The following is a 17,867-nucleotide window of genomic DNA, read 5'->3' as shown; positions in this document are numbered from 1 at the left end:
GATAAAACTAAACCCCAAGAATGCAAAGACTGCGGATGCAATGTGCAAAAACCGTGGAGATGCCTAATTGTCCAAAGGTTTCGAGATGACGAACAGAACATCCAGATCAGAAAAAGCCCAAAAGTGGTCCTGGCTCATTTCGAGCCGTGATTGCGATTTCCGTTCCAGCCCCGGCAGGCAGGCGAAAGCGAAGTCGACCGGTTCCCGCGCCTCGATGACCAGATGGAAATTGTTGATCGGACCGCTCCAATTCGCGGCGGTCTTGAGAATGTAGCCAAGCTCTTCGGAAAACGCTGTGTAGGCCTTGCCGTCGACCTTGCCCTCATGAAGCTCGTAGATGGCTTTAGTATCTTCACCAGAAATGCAATACCTGACCATGGCTCGGGCCGCGTATTCGTCCTCCGGTTTCCGGCTGATGGGCGCATCGAAACTCGAACCGGTCAACGGCTGGTATTCGTGCTCAATCACAGTGTCCTTTCCGGCTGGAAAGACCTGATTCCAGTAAAAGACCGTGGCCACCGTCCATCCAGGAGACGGGTGCCCCTGCGAATCGATCTTCAGCAGCCCGAGCGCAGCAAGCTCATCCCACTGCGCCTCAGTCAACCGTGAAAGCCCATGATAAGCGGAGCGCTGATCCGTTGGAGGAATATAGGATTCGATCGGCACATGGTACTTTTTCAGAATTTCCGTGCGGTCGAGCCCGAGAGCCAGCGCCTTTTGTTCAACCTGCGTGACCACCGGTTGACCATCGACCCGGGTCTTGAAATTCAAGAAATTCGCACTGACACCATCATAAAAATTGTGGCCTCCGCCGGTATCGCTGGAAGGAGCGGCTTCCGGCAGCGGAAAAGCCACAATCGTCTCAAGATCCTTGTCCGTTTTGTTATGAAAAACATAGCGCACGCGGACAATATCCGGCGAAATGTAGAGGTCTTCGGACTGCATGGATATGCCAAGCTGCTTGCCAAAAACCAGCCCACCGGCGGCCATCTGCGCCGAAGTATCATTAGCAACTGCCGTGAATGGGGGCATCACGGCCGCAAGGACGACAAGAAATCTCAAAGCTGAAACCATCATCGAACTTCCGCTCATGGACACACCACGCGGCTCCCAACTTGGAGCATTGACCAAAAGATAGGCAGGTATTCAGCCATCCACACCGTTGGCGATGAATTCATCATAACCGCTGACGCATTAGGTGCCCCAAAAAGCGCCCCTCTCGCACGCAGAAGCCGCATTTGCCACCGACGGCAGCGGACTGTCCCTGTCGCGGAACCGAGCAGCAGGATAGCACTGCGCGCGCCTCGGCGAACATGGCGGCAATGGCCAAGACAGCCGCAAACTAAATGCATAGACTAAAGTAAATAGGTTTTCCTTAAAAGATCGATTTTTTATTAAGACCAAAGACCATCACACTCAATCGAGAGGATACTTGCTCGTTCATCGTGGAAGGAGAAACTCCCGGGAGGTGTGCATGTCGTTTTCGCTGACTACCACTGCGGCGCTGGCCGCGCCTTTGAGTCTCTGGGCCGTCGCGGCTGTGCCGGATGCCTGGGCGCAGCGTTTTGGGCCGCGCATGGCGGTGCTGACCAATGCGCTGGCCTGGGGTGCGTTTGGCCTGTCGCTGGTTGCGCTCTTGCTGCACGGCTTTGGTTCCGCCGAATCCCTGACGCTGGTCTCCTTCGGTCTGCCGTTCGGCATCGGTGCCTTTACCGTCGGCGTCTATGTCGATGCCGTCACCGTCATTATGCTCGCGCTGGTGTCCCTGGTCGGGGCGGTGGTCTCGACCTATTCGCGCAATTACATGGCGGGGGATGCGCGCGAGGGCTACTTTCACAAGTGGCTGATGCTGACGCTGGCTGCCATCCTCACGGTGCTGGTGGCGAGCAACCTGTTGATGTTCTCGCTCGCCTGGATGGCGACCAGCCTGTGTCTGCATCGGTTGCTGGTGTTTTATCCGGAGCGTCCGGCGGCGGTGCTGGCGGCGCATAAGAAGTTTGTCTTCAGCCGCATTGGGGATGTGAGCCTGTTCGTCGCCAGTCTGCTGATCGGCGCGACCCTGCACACCATGGAATTCCCCGGAGTCTACGCCGCCCTGGCCGGTCAAACCGGGCCACTGCCGGGCACCCTGCAGACCGCAGCCTGGCTAATCGTACTGGCGGCGGTGCTGAAATGCGCCCAGTTCCCGTTCCATGGCTGGATTCTGCAGCTGATGGAGGCGCCCACGCCGGTCTCGGCGCTGTTGCATGCTGGTATCGTCAATGCAGGGGCCTTTCTCGTCATTCGCATGAGCCCGGTGATGTCCCTCTCTGGGCCCGCGCTGGACACCCTGGCCGTAATCGGGCTGGTGACCCTGGCGATCGCCTCCCTGGTGATGCTGACCCAGACCAGCATCAAGGTGTCCCTGGCCTGGTCAACCTCAGCGCAGATGGGCTTCATGCTGCTTGAGGCCGGTTTGGGTCTCTATAGCTTGGCGCTGCTGCATCTGGTGGCGCACTCGCTCTACAAGGCGCATGCCTTTCTGGCCTCGGGCAGCGGTGTCGACGGCTTTCGCGCGCCTGTACTGCCGTTCGGGCATGGTGCTCCCCAGGGTTGGCATTGGCTGGTGGCCTTTCAGAGTGCGCTGCTGATGACCCTGATCGCCGGTTTCCTGTTTGGCATCGATCCGCGCGAGCAGCCAGCGTTGATTGTCACCGGCGCCGTGGTGGCCATCGCAACCACGCAATTGCTGTTACAGGCCCTGGTCTTGGAGGACAACGCCAAGTTATTGATTCGCGCCACTGCCATTGTCGGCTTTGTCTGTCTGGCCTATTTCGGGCTGCACACGGCGTTCGAGCATGCCATTGCTGGCAGTGTGGTGCCCGCGCAACCGGCCAGTGCCGCGTTCGAGATTGCGTTCGGCGCAGGGGTGGTCGTTGTGTTTGTAGGTCTGCTGCTGCTTCAGCATCTGTTTACGCATCTGCAGGGGCCGCTGCGACAGGCTATTCAGGTCCATCTCTACAACGGCCTCTATGTCGACATTCTGGTTACACGTCTGATCACCCGGCTCTGGCCCGCGCCCAAGCGCTCTGCCAGTGCCAGCCTGGGGTAACCGCATGCGGAGGAGGAAACTCATGAAGATGAACGATGTCCGCTTTGATGATCCGAAACTGGCGTCCCAGCACGCGATGGAAGATTCCCTCAAACAACGCATCCAGACCGCCTGTAACCGCATCGCGCCAGTATGGCCGTTGGACCGCTTCGTCGCGGTCAACCCCTTCCACGGGTTGGTCGATCAGCGCTTTCAGCAGGCGGCTGCGACACTGCGCCGCATCAGCGGGTCGCGCATGTACATGCCGCGGGCGTATTACCGCGAGCAAATCGACGCAGGAAGGATCATCGATACCGATTTGCAGGCAGCGGCGCGCCACTGCAGCAGTGAGCTGAGCCCGGCAAAGCTGCGCGAGGCAGCCACGGAAGAACCCACACCCACGCCGCGGGTGCCGCTGCTGACCGCCATGCTCGACGAGCAGGATGCCGATGACTGGTCGAGCTTTGTGGTGGAGCGCATCAGTCACCATTGCGCCGCCTTCTACGACATGGGGCAGGCGACCTGGAAGCGACCCTGGACCGGCCAGTCGCTCTATGCCGCCTGGCGCAGCTTTGCCGCGCTCGACTACAGCGCTGCCATGATGGGCCAGCCTGGCATCCGCGCGCGTGTCAAGGCGCTGCCGGAATCACACTGGGTATGTATCGCCGCGGCGCTGCGTCGGCTCGGATTGCCACGGCAGGCGCAGCTCGACTACATGCACGCTGCCCTGCTCGACATCGGCGGCTGGGCCGCCTGGACCCGACTGTTGCGCTGGGAGGCCGAACTGGGCGGTGAGCAAGACGACAGCATCGTCGAACTGCTGGCCATTCGCCTCGCCTGGGACATGCTGGTGTTTGAGCACAAGGCCGGGCCCAAGCTGCTCGCGCGCTGGGGCAATGTCTGCGAACAGCTCCGCTGCGAGGCACAAGCGGATGCCGGAGAACAGGCCTCTGGTTGCGATCCGCACGGCGAGGCCGAGCGCGCTGTCGACCATATGCTGCTCACAGCCTTCGAGATTGGCTATCAACGCCGGCTACTCGCCGCTTTAGCCGACAACAAGCAGGCCGTCGATGGAGCAGCAGCGGCACGACCAGCCGTCCAAGCCGCCTTCTGCATCGACGTGCGCTCCGAGGTCATCCGCCGCGCGCTCGAGACCATCTGCCCGCAGGGCCAGACGCTCGGGTTTGCCGGATTCTTCGGGCTGCCGCTCGAGCATGTCCCGCTCGGCGCGGTCGCTCCGCGCTCGCATCTGCCGGTGCTGCTAAGCCCCAAGTACCGGGTTTGCTCCACTCTGCAGGGCAGCGATGACGATGACGCTGTCCAGGCGCTCGCGACCCAGCGGCGGCGAAACGGTCTCACCAAGACCTGGAAGGCGTTCAAAATGGGGGCATCGTCCTGCTTCTCGTTCGTCGAGGCCGCCGGCCTGCTGCTCTACACGCCCAAGATCCTTGCCGACAGCTTTGGCTTTGGTCGACCGGTGCCGGCACCCGATGACCTGCGCCTGGACGCGGAGCAGACTCGGCAGGTTGGTCCGACGCTCAACGCGTCGCCGCATAGCGCCTGCGCCGGGCATGACTACCAGTTGCACGAGCACCGGGGGCATGACCACCAGTTGCACGAGCACCGGGGGCATGACCACCCCATTGCTGGTGACCAAGCCCATGATGAGGATTCCCAGGATGGCTGTACACATGGTCAGGGCGAGCAGGCCATGGCAATCGGCGGCATTCCCGAGGAAGACCGCATCGGTCTGGCCGAGAACATGCTGCGTGGCATGTCGCTGACGACCGGCTTCGCGCGTCTGGTCCTGCTGGTCGGCCACGGCAGCACGGTGGTCAACAACCCGCATGCCGCCGGGCTTGACTGCGGTGCCTGCGGCGGCTTGAGCGGTGAGGTCAGTGCCCGCGTAGGCGCGGCGCTGCTCAACGATGCCCAGGTGCGTGCCGGGCTGGCGGAGCGGGGCATTTTTATCCCGGCCGATACCTGGTTCCTGGCCGCGCTGCACGATACCTGTGTCGACGATATTCGGCTGTTCGATACGCATATCTTGCCGGGCGAATATGCCGAGGAACTCGCCGAGTTGCAGAGCTGGCTGGCGCAGGCCGGCGAGCTGACGCGCTTGCAGCGGTCCGCCTTGCTGGGGCTCGATGGGCGCTCGCGCCGGGCAATCACGGCCAATATTCGCCATCGCAGCCGCGACTGGTCGCAGGTGCGCCCGGAGTGGGCACTGGCCGGCTGCGCGGCCTTCATTGCCGCGCCGCGCGAGCGCAGCCGTGGGATCGATCTTGGCGGACGGACCTTCCTGCACGACTACGACTGGCAGGCCGATGAAGGCTTCGCGGTGCTTGAGCTGATTATGACCGCGCCCATGGTGGTGGCCGGCTGGATCAACCTGCAGTATTACGGCTCCACCACCGACAACCGGCGCTTCGGCAGCGGCAACAAGGTGCTGCACAATGTCGTCGGCGGCGCCATCGGCGTGCTGGAAGGCAACACTGGCGACTTGCGCGTCGGCTTGCCCATGCAGTCGCTGCATGATGGCAAGCGCTGGGTGCATGAGCCGGTGCGCCTGTCTGTGGTGCTCGAAGCCCCGCAGGAGCCCATCGACGCCATCATCGACCGCCATGATCTGGTGCGGCAGATGCTCGACAACGGCTGGTTGCATCTGTTCCGCATCGATGAGCAAGGAGCGATTCAGCAGCGACTGCCTGGGACTGGCTGGCAGACGCCCTTGGCTGCGGCAGCCTGAACCCCTTGCCTGCGAAAGGCTGAACAGGTTGCCGGCCGATGGCGATTTCGGCAGGCGCTATAGCGCCTGCCGGCTCTGGGTTCGGTTCGCTAGGATTCATGGTGCGGCCCCCCGGCGAACGAAGCGACTGTTTCATGCCAACATTCATGGCCCCGATCACCCCGGATAATGAATCCCTGTGATTCGCTGTAAGGTCAGCGGGGGTGCACGCTTTTCCGCCCGCGCTCGAGGATGACGATCAGAATGCCTCCGAGCACAACGGTGGAAGCGATCATCAAGCGCAGGGTAATAGGCTCCCCCAGCAGCAGCACTCCGCCAATGGCCACAATGACCGGCACGCTCAGCTGTACTGTCCCCGCGCTGGTTGCCCGCAGCTGACGCGCCACGTGATACCAGAGCACATAGCCCAGCGCGGAGGTCAGCGCACCGGATGCCACTGCATACGCCAGGCCGAGCGGGGCAACAGACATGCCGGGTAGCGTGAGCAGGCTGAGTGCCAGCGCAAAAGGCACAGCAAGAATAAAATTGCCGGCCGTCTCACGCGCCGGATCGGTGGTGGCACGGCCGCGCACCGAGTAGATACCCCAGGCAACGCCGGCAGCGAGCATCATCAGCGCGCTGGCAAGCGGCGGAGCAGTCAACCCCGGCCAAAGGAGGCCTACCAGACCGCCGAATGCCATGACAACGCCCAAAACCTGCACCGCGTCGAGTCGTTCTCCCGCGCGCACGCCGAAGGCAATCATGGTGACCTGCACGGCACCAAACAGCAGCAGCGCGCCAGTGCCGCTGCTGAGGCTGAGATAGGCAAAGGAGAATAGCGCCGCATAGCTGAAAAGCGCCAGCGCCGATGGCCAGCTCCCAGCACCGGCGGCTAACTTGCCGGTAAAACGCAGCAACAGCCACAGCATCAGGGCGCCCGATAGCAGCCGCACAGAGGTGAATGTCGCCGGGTCGATAGCCGTATCGCGCAAAGCCGCCCGGCACAGCCAGGAATTGGCTGCCAGGGGCAGCATCACAAAAGCGGTGAGCAAAATTTTCATCTGGCGGCTATTCTACCCCCTCTCATCCTTCACTAATCCTGATGTTTCCTCGCACCCGAGTCCAACTGAAACAGTAGAATAGAGCAAGGCCATCGGCATTCTGACCCCGGCAGAAGGCTATCGGGTCACGGCTGCGGGCTGTGAAGCATCTCATCCACCATCAGCGAACAAGCTCCCATGCCTAACTCGGCAAACGCCAATTACTGGTCTCTTTTCTGGCCCTTTGCGCGATGGCTGCCACAGGTGCGCAGCGGCGATGCGCGCGCCGACCTGATGGCTGCCCTGACCGGCGCCATCATCGTGCTACCGCAGGGCGTGGCTTTTGCCACCATTGCCGGGATGCCACCACAGTACGGTCTCTATGCCGGCATGGTTCCAGCAATCATTGCCGCGCTCTTCGGTTCTTCGCGCCACCTGGTCTCGGGCCCGACCACGGCCGCCTCGGTCGTGCTGTTTTCTGCACTGTCGCTGATGGCGACGCCCGGCAGCCCGGATTATGTCACCCTGGCCCTGACCCTAACCTTCATGGTCGGCATCATCGAGTTGGCCCTGGGCCTTGCGCGTTTAGGAGCGCTGGTCAATTTCATTTCCCACTCGGTGGTGGTCGGCTTCACCGCCGGCGCAGCCTTTTTGATCGCAGCCAAGCAGCTGAAGCATTTCTTCGGGGTCGAGATGGACAGTGGCGGCCATTTCCACGACATCCTGATGGAGTTCGGCCGTCACGCAATCGAAATCAACCCTTTTGCGACCCTGGTCGCTGTCGTGACCCTGGGCATCGGTATCGCCGTGCGCCTGTGGGCGCCAAAATTCCCTTACATGATCGCCGCAATGCTTGCCGGCAGCCTGGCAGCCCTGCTGCTCAACCACCTACTTGGTCCAGAACAGACCGGCATCCTCACCGTCGGAGCGCTGCCGGCGAGTCTGCCGCCCTTGTCGTCGCCGAGCTTCGCGCTCGATCACATCAAGCAGCTAGCCCCCACGGCGCTGGCGGTAACGCTATTCGCGCTGACCGAAGCCGTCTCCATCGGCCGCGCCTTGGCCGCGCGCGGCGGCTACCGTATCGACGGCAACCAGGAGTTCATCGGCCAAGGCCTGTCCAACATCGCTGGCGCCTTCTTCTCGGGCTATGTGGCGACTGGCTCCTTTAACCGCAGCGGTGTCAACTTTGAGGCCGGCGCACGCACACCTCTGGCGGCCGTGTTTGCGGCGGTGATGCTGATGGTCATCGTGCTGCTGGTGGCCCCACTGGCGAGCTATCTGCCCAAGGCCGCCATGGCGGGGGTGCTGTTCCTGGTCGCTTGGGGGCTGATTGATCGCCGGGAAATCCGCCACATCCTGCACGCCTCGCGTCGCGAGACTGCGGTTCTGGCGGTCACCTTCTTCTCGGCGCTGTTCTTGGAACTTGAGTTCGCGATCTTCGCCGGCGTGCTGCTGTCCTTGGTGCTCTACCTGGAGCGCACCTCGAAACCGCGCATTGTCACCCTGGCACCCGACCCCGGCCTGCCCAAGCGCGCATTCTCCGACGCCACCGATGTGCCGCAGTGTCCGCAGCTGCGCATTATCCGCATTGATGGGTCGCTGTTTTTCGGCTCGGTGCCCCATGTAGAGCGCGCCTTCGATATTCTGCGGGCGCGCTTCGCCGACCAGAAGCATCTCGCGATCTTGGCCGACGGCATGAACTTCGTCGACTTACAGGGCGCGCAGGCAGTATCCGACGAGGCCGAGCGGCGGCAGCAGGGCGGCGGCGGTCTTTACCTGATCAACGTCAAACCCGGCCTGTGGGAGACGCTCGACTCGGCAGGCTGTCTCGATGCCACCGGCGCCCGCAACGTCTTCCAGTCCAAAGAGGCCGGCATCCGGGCCATCTACCAAAAACTGGACCGAAGCATCTGCGCCACCTGCGAGAAGCGGATATTCCTTGAATGCAAGCAGACGGGCTAATGGCGGAACGGCTTGATCCAATGCGCGTCCAGGCTGGAGCTGTCGACGCCGCGGCTCAGCGGTGTCATTCGCGAGCAGGACATCAGCGCCTGCGAAAACGACCGGTTTTTGTGCACTAAGTGAGCGTAGACTCATCCCCCCAGTAAACACCGCCGTCGATTTTCCCTGCACGCTCGGCGAAGCGTCATAAGAGCCGCTCGCTTGGGGTTTTCAGTTTAATCCTCAACCGCTGGCGCCGGTGCTCGCTTACTGGATCAGCCGGCAAACGGCTGGCATAGCCGAGGGCGCGTTGCGGGTCACGGGCGATGTGCTCGTGGAATTTGGCCAGGGCCTCCAGCGCGCCGGGATGGTTGTCGCGCGCTAACATCTCCCAGAGTTCCACCGCGCGCGGCCAATTGCGATCACGGCGATGCAGCTGTGCGAGCAGTCTAATCGCCTCGGGCTCGGCAGCTTGGCCGTTCACACTGGACTCCAGCAGCGCGCGTGCCTGTTCGATATCGCCGCGTTTGATCCAATGCGCGGCCACGCTGGCGCTGTCGGCGCCATGGCGCAGCGGTTGGCGATAAACGCTTACTAGGGCCGGCATGAGCGCGGCGACGGAGAGCAGATCCTTGCGGTTGTGCTCGACCACGGCAGGCAGTCGCGTCAGGTCACCGTGGCGCAGCCAGTCGAGCCAGGCGGCAGGGGCTTCGCTGCCGGGGAGATCCTGGCCGCGATTAAAGGCGAGCAGGCGGGATTCGACGCTTGCCAGACGGCAATCCGGCCAGCGTTTCGCGAAGGCGCGGCGCACCGGGTGCAGCAGGTCGAGATGCGCCAACTGCTCAAGCCGCTGGGCGAGATCGCCAATGGCAGGCGGACCGCCCATGGCAGCTAGCCGGCAGCGGGTCAGGAGCAGTGGGATGTCGAAGGATTTGCCGTTGTAGCTGACCAGCAAGCTAGCATCCGCCAGGGAATTGGCCATGTGCTCGAGCATCAGGGCTTCGGCGTCCAGGCGGGTGAGCAAATATTGCTCCAGTTCCAGTGTCAGTGGCGGGCCTCCCTCGCCCGGTTCGGAGACGAAACGGGCGGCGCCAAACAGGAACACCCAGGTGCCGGTGCCGCCGGCCAGACCGCTGGTTTCGGTGTCCAGGAAGCACCAAGTCTCGGGCGGGGCAGGCGCCAAGTCGGTTAGCTCGCCCAGGGGATTCGCAGCGCCAACCGCCTGTGCGGGGGCGAACCGGCCATGAGGTCGGGTCGCGTCAAGTTGTTGCTGCAAAAACAAAAGTCCGGGCGCCACCTGCGCGGCACCCAGAATTTCGGCCAAGGCGCGTTCGTCACCTTGGCGCATGGACGGTTGGAGCACATGTGGGCGCAGTCGCGCGATGCGTTCGGCTAGACCAGGCTCACCCCTGTCCGCATTGGCGGAACCGCCGGAGGATTGGGGCTGGGGAGACAGGACGCCGTGAGCCAAACCGAGCGGATCTGAGGCAATCGGGTTCGAATCCAATGATTCCGCCTCAACCGGATGCGGGTCGACCGGCGTTGAAGGCGCTGGCATCGGCGCCGGCTGCTGGCGCAGCCGGTCAAGCCGGGATTTCAGGCTCATGGCTTGACCCTGGCCCTGTATTGCCATGGGTTGCGGTCAGCGCTCCGGAGGCGTCGCATCGATTGGGTCGGCGCACAAAAAATCGAGGTCTGTCTCCGAACCGAGGGATTTGATGAATGCCTCGCGCACACGCAGGCAAATTCTCCTTTCCATCCTGGCGTTTGCGGTGGCCTGCACGAGCGCCGCGTGCTCTGTCTTCTTCAGCGGGACCACCACGCTGTGCCACGACGGGGCAGCAATCGCAAGCCCAAAAATAAAGCCCGTCGAAAGACCGAGTATGTACCAAGCTGAGCCGTTATCGCCCATACTGCCCTCCTGCTCTAATGCCCCCCCTGCTCTAATGATAGTCATTCTCGCGCTGATGGCGAACAGCGAGCACCGTGACTGTCTCCGCATCATCAATTTCAAATAGCGCGACATCGCCAGTCGCGCCAAATGGGATGAGCAGCTCGCGCAGAAACGGCGAATGGGTCGCAGCCTTGCGGCAAGTAAATGGCAAGCGCTCCAGTGTGGTCAATGCGGCGCGAATCGCATCAAGCGCTCGCTCCACCACTGCCAAATCTGTTGGATTTCTCTCAAGAATAAAGGCATAGAGCCGAACCAGATCGGCCTCGGCTTCTGGAGTGAAGCGAACCCGATACCTCATCCGGAGGGTTCGCTGAATTTGGCCTCGTCGAGCATTCCTTGCAGCCGATCCACCACGGCAGACGCCTCGATATAGCGCCCCGACTGGCGCGCCTGATCCCGCGACTTCAACCCGCGTGCGATAAATTCTTGTTCAGCTTGGCGATAGGCGATGCTGTCACGGATAGCCTGTTCGACAAAGCCAGATAGGCTCTCCCCTTCATGCAAGACGCTTTCCGCGCAACGCCGCAGGTGTGGATCAACCCGCAGGGAAGGAATGGTTGCCGTTTTCATCTAAACCCCAGATGCATTGCATATGCGTTGCAGCATGCCGAACCTGGCACTCGCGCGCAAGCGGCATGGCGACGAAAACTGCTTGTCGCCAAGACCTGCAGACGATTGCTGCTGCACGCGTATGCACCAAGACAAACCGTCATCGCCCATGGCTCACTCCAGAATCCTCAAATTTCACCAAAACTTGTGCCTTGGCAAACCCAGCAATCCAACATAAACTGCATTTGTCGCAGATCGCCACAGGATTTTCAAGATGAGCGTTTCTATCCGCATTGACGACAATCTCTATGCCGCCGCCAAGTCACAGGCCAGCGCCGAAATGCGCTCGATTCCACAACAGATCGCCTACTGGGCCAAGGTTGGCCGCGCCGCGCTCGACAATCCTGACCTGCCCATTGAGTTTGTGCGCGATACCCTGCAGGCGCTTGAGGAATCCTCCGAGCCCTTCGACTTGCCAGAGCAATGACACATCGACTCGCCCAACGCCCTGCTTTCAAACGCGCATACAAGCGGCTTCATCCCAATCAGCGCGAGGCTGTCAATGACGCCATTCGCACCATCCTTGCCGACCCGGCAAGTGGCGAAGAGAAAAAAGGCGACCTTGCTGGTGTTCGCGTCTTCAAATTCGATTGCATTCATCAAACCTTCCTCCTTGCCTACACCCGGGATGACGCCCTCTGCACCTTGCTGAGCTTGGGACCGCATGAGAATTTCTACCGCGACTTAAAAGGCTAGTGCATCGTTGCAGAATCATCGAGACCGACAGAACACCGCACTCCGGCAGGTCGTGGTGCAGACGGCGGCTTTGCTGCGGGCGCAGGGATTTGGCCTGAAGTCTAGGTCACCAGCGGCAGGCTCGCCTCAAAGACTGACGTCTCCGGCCCCGCCCGAACACGTTATTTCGTGGGGATGGCTCTCGGCGGGGATGCTGATGGGGAGCGGGGCAACGGTGGCAGTGGCCGTGATCGCCTGATTTCAGCTCGCGGCGCAGTAGGAAAAGGAATCAAGAGAACGGAGAACAGCGGCTTCTCGCTGGATGCGGCGGTGCGCGTCGGTGCGCACGATCGCACCGGGCTGGAGCGGCTGCTGCGCTACTGTGCTCGGCCCCCGTTCGCGCTCGAGCGCCTGGAGCGGCTCGATGCCGAACGCGTCGTCTACCGATTACCGAAGCCCCAGCGCAATGGCATCACGGCGCTGACGCTCACGCCACTGGAGCTGATCGACCATCTCGCGGCCCTCATCCCCCCGCCCAGGCGCCACCGCCATCGCTACCATGGCGTGCTCGCGCCAAACGCGCCCCTGCGTGCGGCGGCCGTCGTCTTGGGGCGTGAACTGACCGACGACCCGAGCGCCTGCGCCGAGCTCGCCGCACCCCGTCGCGCACCGGCCCCGAACGCGCGCTCCCCAGCGCGCTACCTCTGGGCCATGCTGCTGGCGCGGCTGTTGTTAGCGGTTGAAAAAACCTGCCCCAACCGCGGCGCGGACATGCACATCATTGCCTTCATCACCGAGGCCGTGCGCCCGTCGAGCAGATCTTCACCCACATCGGTGAGCCACCGCGTCCACCCCCGATCTCGCCCGCCCGCAGACCGCCCGCCTGGGACGAGGCACCCGAGCCGATGCCGGACTGGGACCTCCTCCAGCAGCCCGAGCCCGACTTCGAGTTCGATCAGCGCGTCGCCTGGTAGCCGCCGTCTCTCTCGCAGGCAACGGTGCAGCCCCTCTCGTCTGCCGGTGGCACGCTGCCCAGCAGATGCACGCGCCAGCACCCCGGAACGCGCGCGCCTGCACCGCCCCGACGTCCGTTAGCCCCGCAGTTGGACGTTGACGGCGCATCCCACCCCCGCTACCGTTCGTCGTCCGGCCAACCTGGACGCTCAGGGTGGCTTGGATTTCCTATCCTCCGCAGAAGGGACGCTTAGAACAGCACTTCCCATTCAAGCAGCTGCAGCTGGCAAAGAGAGTTGGAACCGACCAGCGACGATGCCTGGGACAGTCAGATCTTCGTCGAGCGAGTCCCAGCGGAGGGCATAGCCGTTGAGCGCGATTTCGACACCTTTGAGCGCTTCATCGCTCGCAGCACTCAGTCTTCTGAAGCGGTCAGCAGGAAATCCGACAACTCGTCCATCAGTCAACTCAACAAAGACCATGCGGGCCTCAGCCCACGCGCGAAGGGCGCAAGGTTCGGTATCAGTCGTGTCGGAACTCATTGAATTTCTCCCATAGAAGGTCTTGATGAGCAAAAACAAGGCGTTCAATAACGCGCACCTGGTGCGGCGGGATGCCGCGATTATTGGCGAGAGCGATGGGATCGAGCCAAAATTTGCATTCGCCCTCGGCACAGCGAATGTGGATATGCGGAGGCTCAGTGCCTTCGTCAGAATAGAAGTGAAAACGGTAACCACGAAAGCGCAGGACAGTCGGCATTAAGAACCTCCTGATCTTTGTTCATTGGCACCCTCGCCGCCATAACCGGCATGACAGCCCTCCCCCTTGACGAAGCATGACTTCGGAACTCGCAGAACGCCAGTCTCCTTGCTGGCCAGACTGCTTACGTGCCACCAAGTAGGCCCAACACTAACAACGCAACGGCCTTGGGATGCTGCTCGCGTTCTTCATCCCCCGGCAGGATGGGGCCGACGCAGGCTGGGCAGCCGCCGGCGCAGTCGCAGGCGGCGACTAGGGCGCGCGCGTCGGCGACCAGCATGGCCGCGTCGCGATAGAGCGGTTCGGACAGGCCGACGCCGCCGGGGAAGTTGTCGTAGAGAAAGAGCGTCGGTTCGAAGCGACCCCCGGGGGCCAGTTCCACCGGCTCGTTATCTGGTCCGCGCAGCTGACCGCGTCCGTCATTGCCGACGGCGGCGAACCAGGTCCCCTGCCCGTCTCCGACCGCGCGGCCGAGATCGCTGACCTCTGCCATGGCGCGCAGCGCGGCGACATGGTGCAACGCATGGGCGGCGCCAAGAAAGCCCTCGATGGCGCGCTCGCGCTGCGGCAGGGCTTGGGCCAACGCCTCGGGGTGCACCTGCCACCAGACCGAGGTGGTGTGCATTTCCTGATCCGGCAGGTTGATGTTGCCGTAGCCGATGTTGTCGTGGCTGTAGTAGCGAATTTTCTTGTAGCCGGGATAGCGGCGCACCAGATGCACTTCGCCATGGGAGCTGGCGGCTTGGTCAAGGCGCTGCTGATCGAAGCGGTCGAGAATCTTCAGCCGCGTGTAGTCAATCGCATCGGTGTAATAGTCGGCGCGTGTCTTGCGCACGAAGGCCTTGCGCCCAGTCCAGTCGAGCTTTTCGACCTGATAGGGCTGCGACTGCACCATGTAGATGGCGCCTTCATAAATCGTACCTGGCGCGCTGCTGTAGTCGACCTCGGCGATGATGGTTTGCTTGCCGGCGTCGATGTCGATGACGACGAAATTGCCCTCGGCGACCGACCGCAGTGAGACCGCATTGGCCGGGTAGCTGTCGGCGATCCAATACCAGCGCCCGCTCTGGTATTGCAGCAGCCCCTGGTCACGCAGATAGCCGAGCATTTCGGCGAGATCCTCGCTGCCGAAGCTCTCGCCCTCCTGAAACGGCAGCTCAAAGGCCGCGCAGCGCACATGGTCCATCAGAATCAATAACTGATCGGGATGGATGCGCGCCTGCTCGGGCGAACGGCCGAGAAAAAACTCGGGATGGCGCACGATGTATTGATCGATGGGCGCGCTGCTCGCGACCAGCACGCCGAGGCTCGGGCGATTGCGCCGCCCTGCCCGCCCGAGCCGCTGCCAGGTCGCGGCCACGGTGCCAGGATAGCCATTGAGCACCGAGACATCTAGGCTGCCGATGTCCACGCCCAGCTCCAGCGCCGAGGTGCTGACCACCACGTCCACCCGGCTCGCGCGCAGGTCGCGCTCGATCCCACGCCGCTCGCTCGGCAGATAGCCGCCGCGATAGGCGCGCACCCGCGGCGGGCGGCGTGGATCGCGATCGAAGACGTCTTTCAGATACTTGGTGATCACCTCCACCATCAGCCGCGAGCGCGCGAAGACAATGGTCTTGAACCCGGCCTTGATCGCCGAGCGCGCCACCCGCGTGGTCTGCGAGCGCGCCGAGGCGCGAATGCCGAGATCCGGGTTGATGACCGGTGGATTCCACAGCAACAAGTGCCCTGCCCCGCGCGGTGCGCCGCTCTCGGTCACCGCCGCGACCGGCGCGCCGATCAGCCGCTCGGCCAGTTCTTGCGGATTTCCGATAGTGGCCGAGGCCATGATGAATTGCGGCTGCACGCCGTAGAAGGCACAGACGCGATTCAAACGGCGAAACACATTGGCCACATGCGCACCGAAAACGCCTCGGTAGCTGTGCAGCTCATCGACCACGATAAAGGCGAGCGACTCGAAGAACTGCGCCCATTTGGTGTGGTGCGGCAGGATGGCCTGGTGCAGCATGTCAGGATTCGACAGCACGATGTCGCCACGCGTGCGCACTGCCTTGCGCGCGTCGCCCGGGGTGTCGCCGTCGAAGGTGAAGGCTTTGATGCCGAGTGTTGTGCCCTCCCCGCCCGCGTCCGCCTGCCCAGACCCGGCCTGATTGAGCTCAGACAACTCCGCGACCTGATCCTGCGCCAGTGCCTTGGTCGGAAAGAGATACAGCGCCTTGGCCTGACGCGTCAGCACGGCATCAATCACCGGCAAGTTGTAGCACAGGGTTTTGCCCGAAGCCGTCGGCGTGGCAATGACCAGATGCTGGCCGGCACGGGCGATATCCCAGGACTGGCGCTGGTGGCTGTAGAGGCCGCTTAAGCCCCGTTGATCCAAAGCCGCGCGCAGGCGCGGATGCAGATCAGCGGGCAGCTCCGCCATGCACGCGCGTGATGCCGGCAGGGCCAGCTCGCCGGTGATGCGATCCCGGTAGCGGTCTTTGAGCCGCTCAAGAAAGCGCGTGAAATCCGCCGTGCCCGGCGCCACGGACATCAATACACCACAGAGGCGCCCGGCACCAGAACCTCGAACACCTCGACCACCTGCAGGCTGATGTCGCCGGGCAGTTCATCGAGTGCATCGCTCGGCAGCCCCAGACGCCCGGCAAGGCTCCTCAGGTAATCCGAGGCACTGGTGGCCAGCGCCTCACCGCCATCAATGGCGGTGGACTGCACAATGCTGCCGACCTGCTCGGCCCCCTGCACAATCAATGCCTCCAAGCGATAATCCGATGCCTTGTCGGGATCGAGCTGATGGGCCACCGCCTTCCAAATCGACTCAGGGAAGCGCCAGGCACGCAGAAGTTCGGCGCCAAGATCGGCGAAATTAAAGCCAAACACCCGCTCCTCGGCCTCAATCACCGAGAGGCGTTCATCATCGATCAGCCGCAGCACCTCAGCGTAGTCGTCCGCGCAGTAACTAAAAAACACAAGCTTGCCAATGCTGTGCAGTAGTCCGCCGAGAAACAAGCGCTCGCCCTCGCGCACGCCCCGCCGCTTGGCAAGCTCACGCGCCGCAATGCCGGTTGCCACGCCATGGAACCAGAAGCGTTCCATGTTGACCTTTTCTGGCGGCAGGCCGTGAAACATCTCGACTGCAAAGGTCGCCAAAATCAGATCGCGCAGCGGCCTGAAGCCGACCAACGAAATTGCCTGGGTGACGGTCTCGATCAGGACCGGGCGGGCATAGTAGGCACTGTTGACCAGCCGCAGCAGGCGCGCGGACAGGGCAGCATCGTAGAGGATGACCTCGGCGAGATCGGCCGGGCGGGTGCTGGGCTCGTCGATCAGCTGATTCACCCGCAGGGCCACGTCCGGCAAAGAGAAAAGATGCTCGGTTTCTTTAATCAGGTCTTGTGGTGTCATTTTCATTACGCCCTCAGGGTCGCATCGTGCCCCACTGGGAGAACAGGGCCAGAATCAGGATTTCCCGCGCCCCATGATTGGCGACTATGATAGTGCAGTCACGCAAACGCAGGCGGAATCCGTGCACAAAAATCGCCATGATTTTGCTCGTGTCCGCCCTTCCCCCCTTCCTGGAGGCAAGCCCATGGCCTACTGGCTGATGAAATCCGAGCCTGAAGTCTTTGGCATTGAGCACCTGGTTGCCCGCCCCGAGCAGACCGAGCCCTGGGATGGGGTGCGAAATTATCAGGCCCGCAACATGATGCGCGACCAGATGCAGCCCGGCGACCAAGCGTTTTTCTATCATTCCAACTGCAAAGAACCGGGCATTGTCGGGTTGATGGAGATTCTCAGCTCAGGCTATCCCGACCCCACGGCTTTTGATCCGAACAATCGCTACTTCGACCCCAAAAGCGATCCGGACAATCCGCGCTGGTTTTTGGTTGATGTGCGCTATGTCCGCCATCTGACGCGGACCATTACCCTGGCGGAACTCAAAAGTGAACCACTCGCCGACGCGCTTGGCGATTTCCCGCTGATTCGCAAAGGCAACCGGCTGTCGATCATGCCGGTAACGGGCGCTCAATGGCAGTTGATTTTGTCCTTAGAGAAATGACTGGATGAGCAGTGGCAGGAGTCTCGCCAGCACCGTGCATCTCTTTCGCCAAGGTCCAATCGGTGCCCGCGCCATGC

Annotated in this window: 17 protein-coding genes; 7 read left to right on the top strand and 10 right to left on the bottom strand. The window is 62.3% G+C overall.

All coding sequences use genetic code 11. The annotated features are described in order from the left end of the window. Nucleotides 1–63 precede the first annotated feature (63 nt). A complete protein-coding gene (locus Thiofri_RS11140; protein WP_083848593.1) occupies nucleotides 64–1,092 on the bottom strand; it encodes a DUF4424 family protein in 1,029 nt (342 codons plus the stop codon). A 382-nt stretch (nucleotides 1,093–1,474) separates the two neighbouring features. On the opposite strand from Thiofri_RS11140, the gene Thiofri_RS11135 reads away from it, so the two are divergent. Together Thiofri_RS11135 and Thiofri_RS11130 are read left to right on the top strand one after the other, a co-directional pair. Beyond that, nucleotides 1,475–3,091, top strand: a complete 1,617-nt coding sequence (locus tag Thiofri_RS11135) for an NADH-quinone oxidoreductase subunit L (protein WP_009151474.1) — start codon at nucleotides 1,475–1,477, stop codon at nucleotides 3,089–3,091. Between the two features lie 22 nt (nucleotides 3,092–3,113). Then, nucleotides 3,114–5,819 carry a DUF2309 domain-containing protein gene (locus Thiofri_RS11130; RefSeq protein WP_009151473.1) on the top strand — a complete coding sequence of 902 codons (2,706 nt, stop codon included), beginning with the start codon at nucleotides 3,114–3,116 and terminating at the stop codon, nucleotides 5,817–5,819. Between the two features lie 194 nt (nucleotides 5,820–6,013). On the opposite strand, the gene Thiofri_RS11125 is transcribed toward Thiofri_RS11130, so the two are convergent. Beyond that, nucleotides 6,014–6,859 carry a DMT family transporter gene (locus Thiofri_RS11125; RefSeq protein WP_009151472.1) on the bottom strand — a complete coding sequence of 282 codons (846 nt, stop codon included), beginning with the start codon at nucleotides 6,857–6,859 and terminating at the stop codon, nucleotides 6,014–6,016. Nucleotides 6,860–7,036: 177 nt separating this feature from the next. Here Thiofri_RS11125 and Thiofri_RS11120 point away from each other — a divergent pair, with 177 nt between their 5' ends. Continuing rightward, nucleotides 7,037–8,800: a SulP family inorganic anion transporter gene (locus Thiofri_RS11120; protein ID WP_009151471.1), complete on the top strand. Its 1,764-nt coding sequence runs from the start codon at nucleotides 7,037–7,039 to the stop codon at nucleotides 8,798–8,800. A gap of 184 nt (nucleotides 8,801–8,984) precedes the next feature. Here Thiofri_RS11120 and Thiofri_RS11115 read toward each other — a convergent pair whose 3' ends face one another. From Thiofri_RS11115 to Thiofri_RS11100, 4 genes are read right to left on the bottom strand one after another with little or no spacing between them, the layout of a single operon-like run. After that, nucleotides 8,985–10,385, bottom strand: coding sequence for a ribonuclease H-like domain-containing protein (locus Thiofri_RS11115; protein WP_009151470.1), 1,401 nt, complete (start codon nucleotides 10,383–10,385; stop codon nucleotides 8,985–8,987). Between the two features lie 36 nt (nucleotides 10,386–10,421). Beyond that, nucleotides 10,422–10,691 carry a hypothetical protein gene (locus tag Thiofri_RS11110; RefSeq protein ID WP_009151469.1) on the bottom strand — a complete coding sequence of 90 codons (270 nt, stop codon included), beginning with the start codon at nucleotides 10,689–10,691 and terminating at the stop codon, nucleotides 10,422–10,424. Between the two features lie 31 nt (nucleotides 10,692–10,722). Continuing rightward, a complete protein-coding gene (locus Thiofri_RS11105) occupies nucleotides 10,723–11,031 on the bottom strand; it encodes a type II toxin-antitoxin system RelE/ParE family toxin (RefSeq protein ID WP_009151468.1) in 309 nt (102 codons plus the stop codon). Next, the gene (locus tag Thiofri_RS11100; protein ID WP_009151467.1) at nucleotides 11,028–11,303 is read right to left on the bottom strand and encodes a YlcI/YnfO family protein; all 276 of its coding nucleotides are present in this window, start codon (nucleotides 11,301–11,303) and stop codon (nucleotides 11,028–11,030) included. Before Thiofri_RS11100 ends, Thiofri_RS11105 begins: the two co-directional genes overlap by 4 nt. A 253-nt stretch (nucleotides 11,304–11,556) precedes the next feature. Between Thiofri_RS11100 and Thiofri_RS11095 the strand changes: the two genes are divergently transcribed. The 3 genes from Thiofri_RS11095 (at nucleotide 11,557) to Thiofri_RS11085 (ending at nucleotide 13,112) form a co-directional block, all read left to right on the top strand. Then, on the top strand, nucleotides 11,557–11,769 hold the full coding sequence (locus Thiofri_RS11095) for a TA system antitoxin ParD family protein (protein WP_009151466.1): 213 nt from the start codon (nucleotides 11,557–11,559) through the stop codon (nucleotides 11,767–11,769). Next, nucleotides 11,766–12,038: a type II toxin-antitoxin system RelE/ParE family toxin gene (locus tag Thiofri_RS11090; RefSeq protein ID WP_009151465.1), complete on the top strand. Its 273-nt coding sequence runs from the start codon at nucleotides 11,766–11,768 to the stop codon at nucleotides 12,036–12,038. Before Thiofri_RS11095 ends, Thiofri_RS11090 begins: the two co-directional genes overlap by 4 nt. Before the next feature lie 174 nt (nucleotides 12,039–12,212). Then, complete coding sequence (locus Thiofri_RS11085; protein WP_051024003.1) at nucleotides 12,213–13,112, top strand: IS91 family transposase; 900 nt, start codon at nucleotides 12,213–12,215, stop codon at nucleotides 13,110–13,112. A 128-nt stretch (nucleotides 13,113–13,240) separates the two neighbouring features. Here Thiofri_RS11085 and Thiofri_RS11080 read toward each other — a convergent pair whose 3' ends face one another. From Thiofri_RS11080 to Thiofri_RS11065, 4 genes are all read right to left on the bottom strand, one after another. Next, nucleotides 13,241–13,513 (bottom strand): DUF2442 domain-containing protein, encoded by a 273-nt coding sequence (locus tag Thiofri_RS11080; protein ID WP_009151464.1) that lies wholly within the window; start codon nucleotides 13,511–13,513, stop codon nucleotides 13,241–13,243. Continuing rightward, the gene (locus Thiofri_RS11075) at nucleotides 13,494–13,730 is read right to left on the bottom strand and encodes a DUF4160 domain-containing protein (protein ID WP_009151463.1); all 237 of its coding nucleotides are present in this window, start codon (nucleotides 13,728–13,730) and stop codon (nucleotides 13,494–13,496) included. The genes Thiofri_RS11080 and Thiofri_RS11075 overlap by 20 nt, the downstream gene beginning before the upstream one ends. Before the next feature lie 124 nt (nucleotides 13,731–13,854). After that, nucleotides 13,855–16,263 (bottom strand): DEAD/DEAH box helicase, encoded by a 2,409-nt coding sequence (locus tag Thiofri_RS11070; protein ID WP_009151462.1) that lies wholly within the window; start codon nucleotides 16,261–16,263, stop codon nucleotides 13,855–13,857. Beyond that, a complete protein-coding gene (locus Thiofri_RS11065; protein WP_009151461.1) occupies nucleotides 16,263–17,141 on the bottom strand; it encodes an HDOD domain-containing protein in 879 nt (292 codons plus the stop codon). Before Thiofri_RS11065 ends, Thiofri_RS11070 begins: the two co-directional genes overlap by 1 nt. Before the next feature lie 178 nt (nucleotides 17,142–17,319). Between Thiofri_RS11065 and Thiofri_RS11060 the strand changes: the two genes are divergently transcribed. Next, the gene (locus Thiofri_RS11060; protein ID WP_009151460.1) at nucleotides 17,320–17,790 is read left to right on the top strand and encodes an EVE domain-containing protein; all 471 of its coding nucleotides are present in this window, start codon (nucleotides 17,320–17,322) and stop codon (nucleotides 17,788–17,790) included. Nucleotides 17,791–17,867: the final 77 nt, after the last annotated feature.

It is taken from the genome of Thiorhodovibrio frisius, from assembly GCF_033954835.1.
GTDB lineage: Bacteria > Pseudomonadota > Gammaproteobacteria > Chromatiales > Chromatiaceae > Thiorhodovibrio > Thiorhodovibrio frisius.
This window is presented reverse-complemented; position numbering and strand designations above follow the sequence as displayed.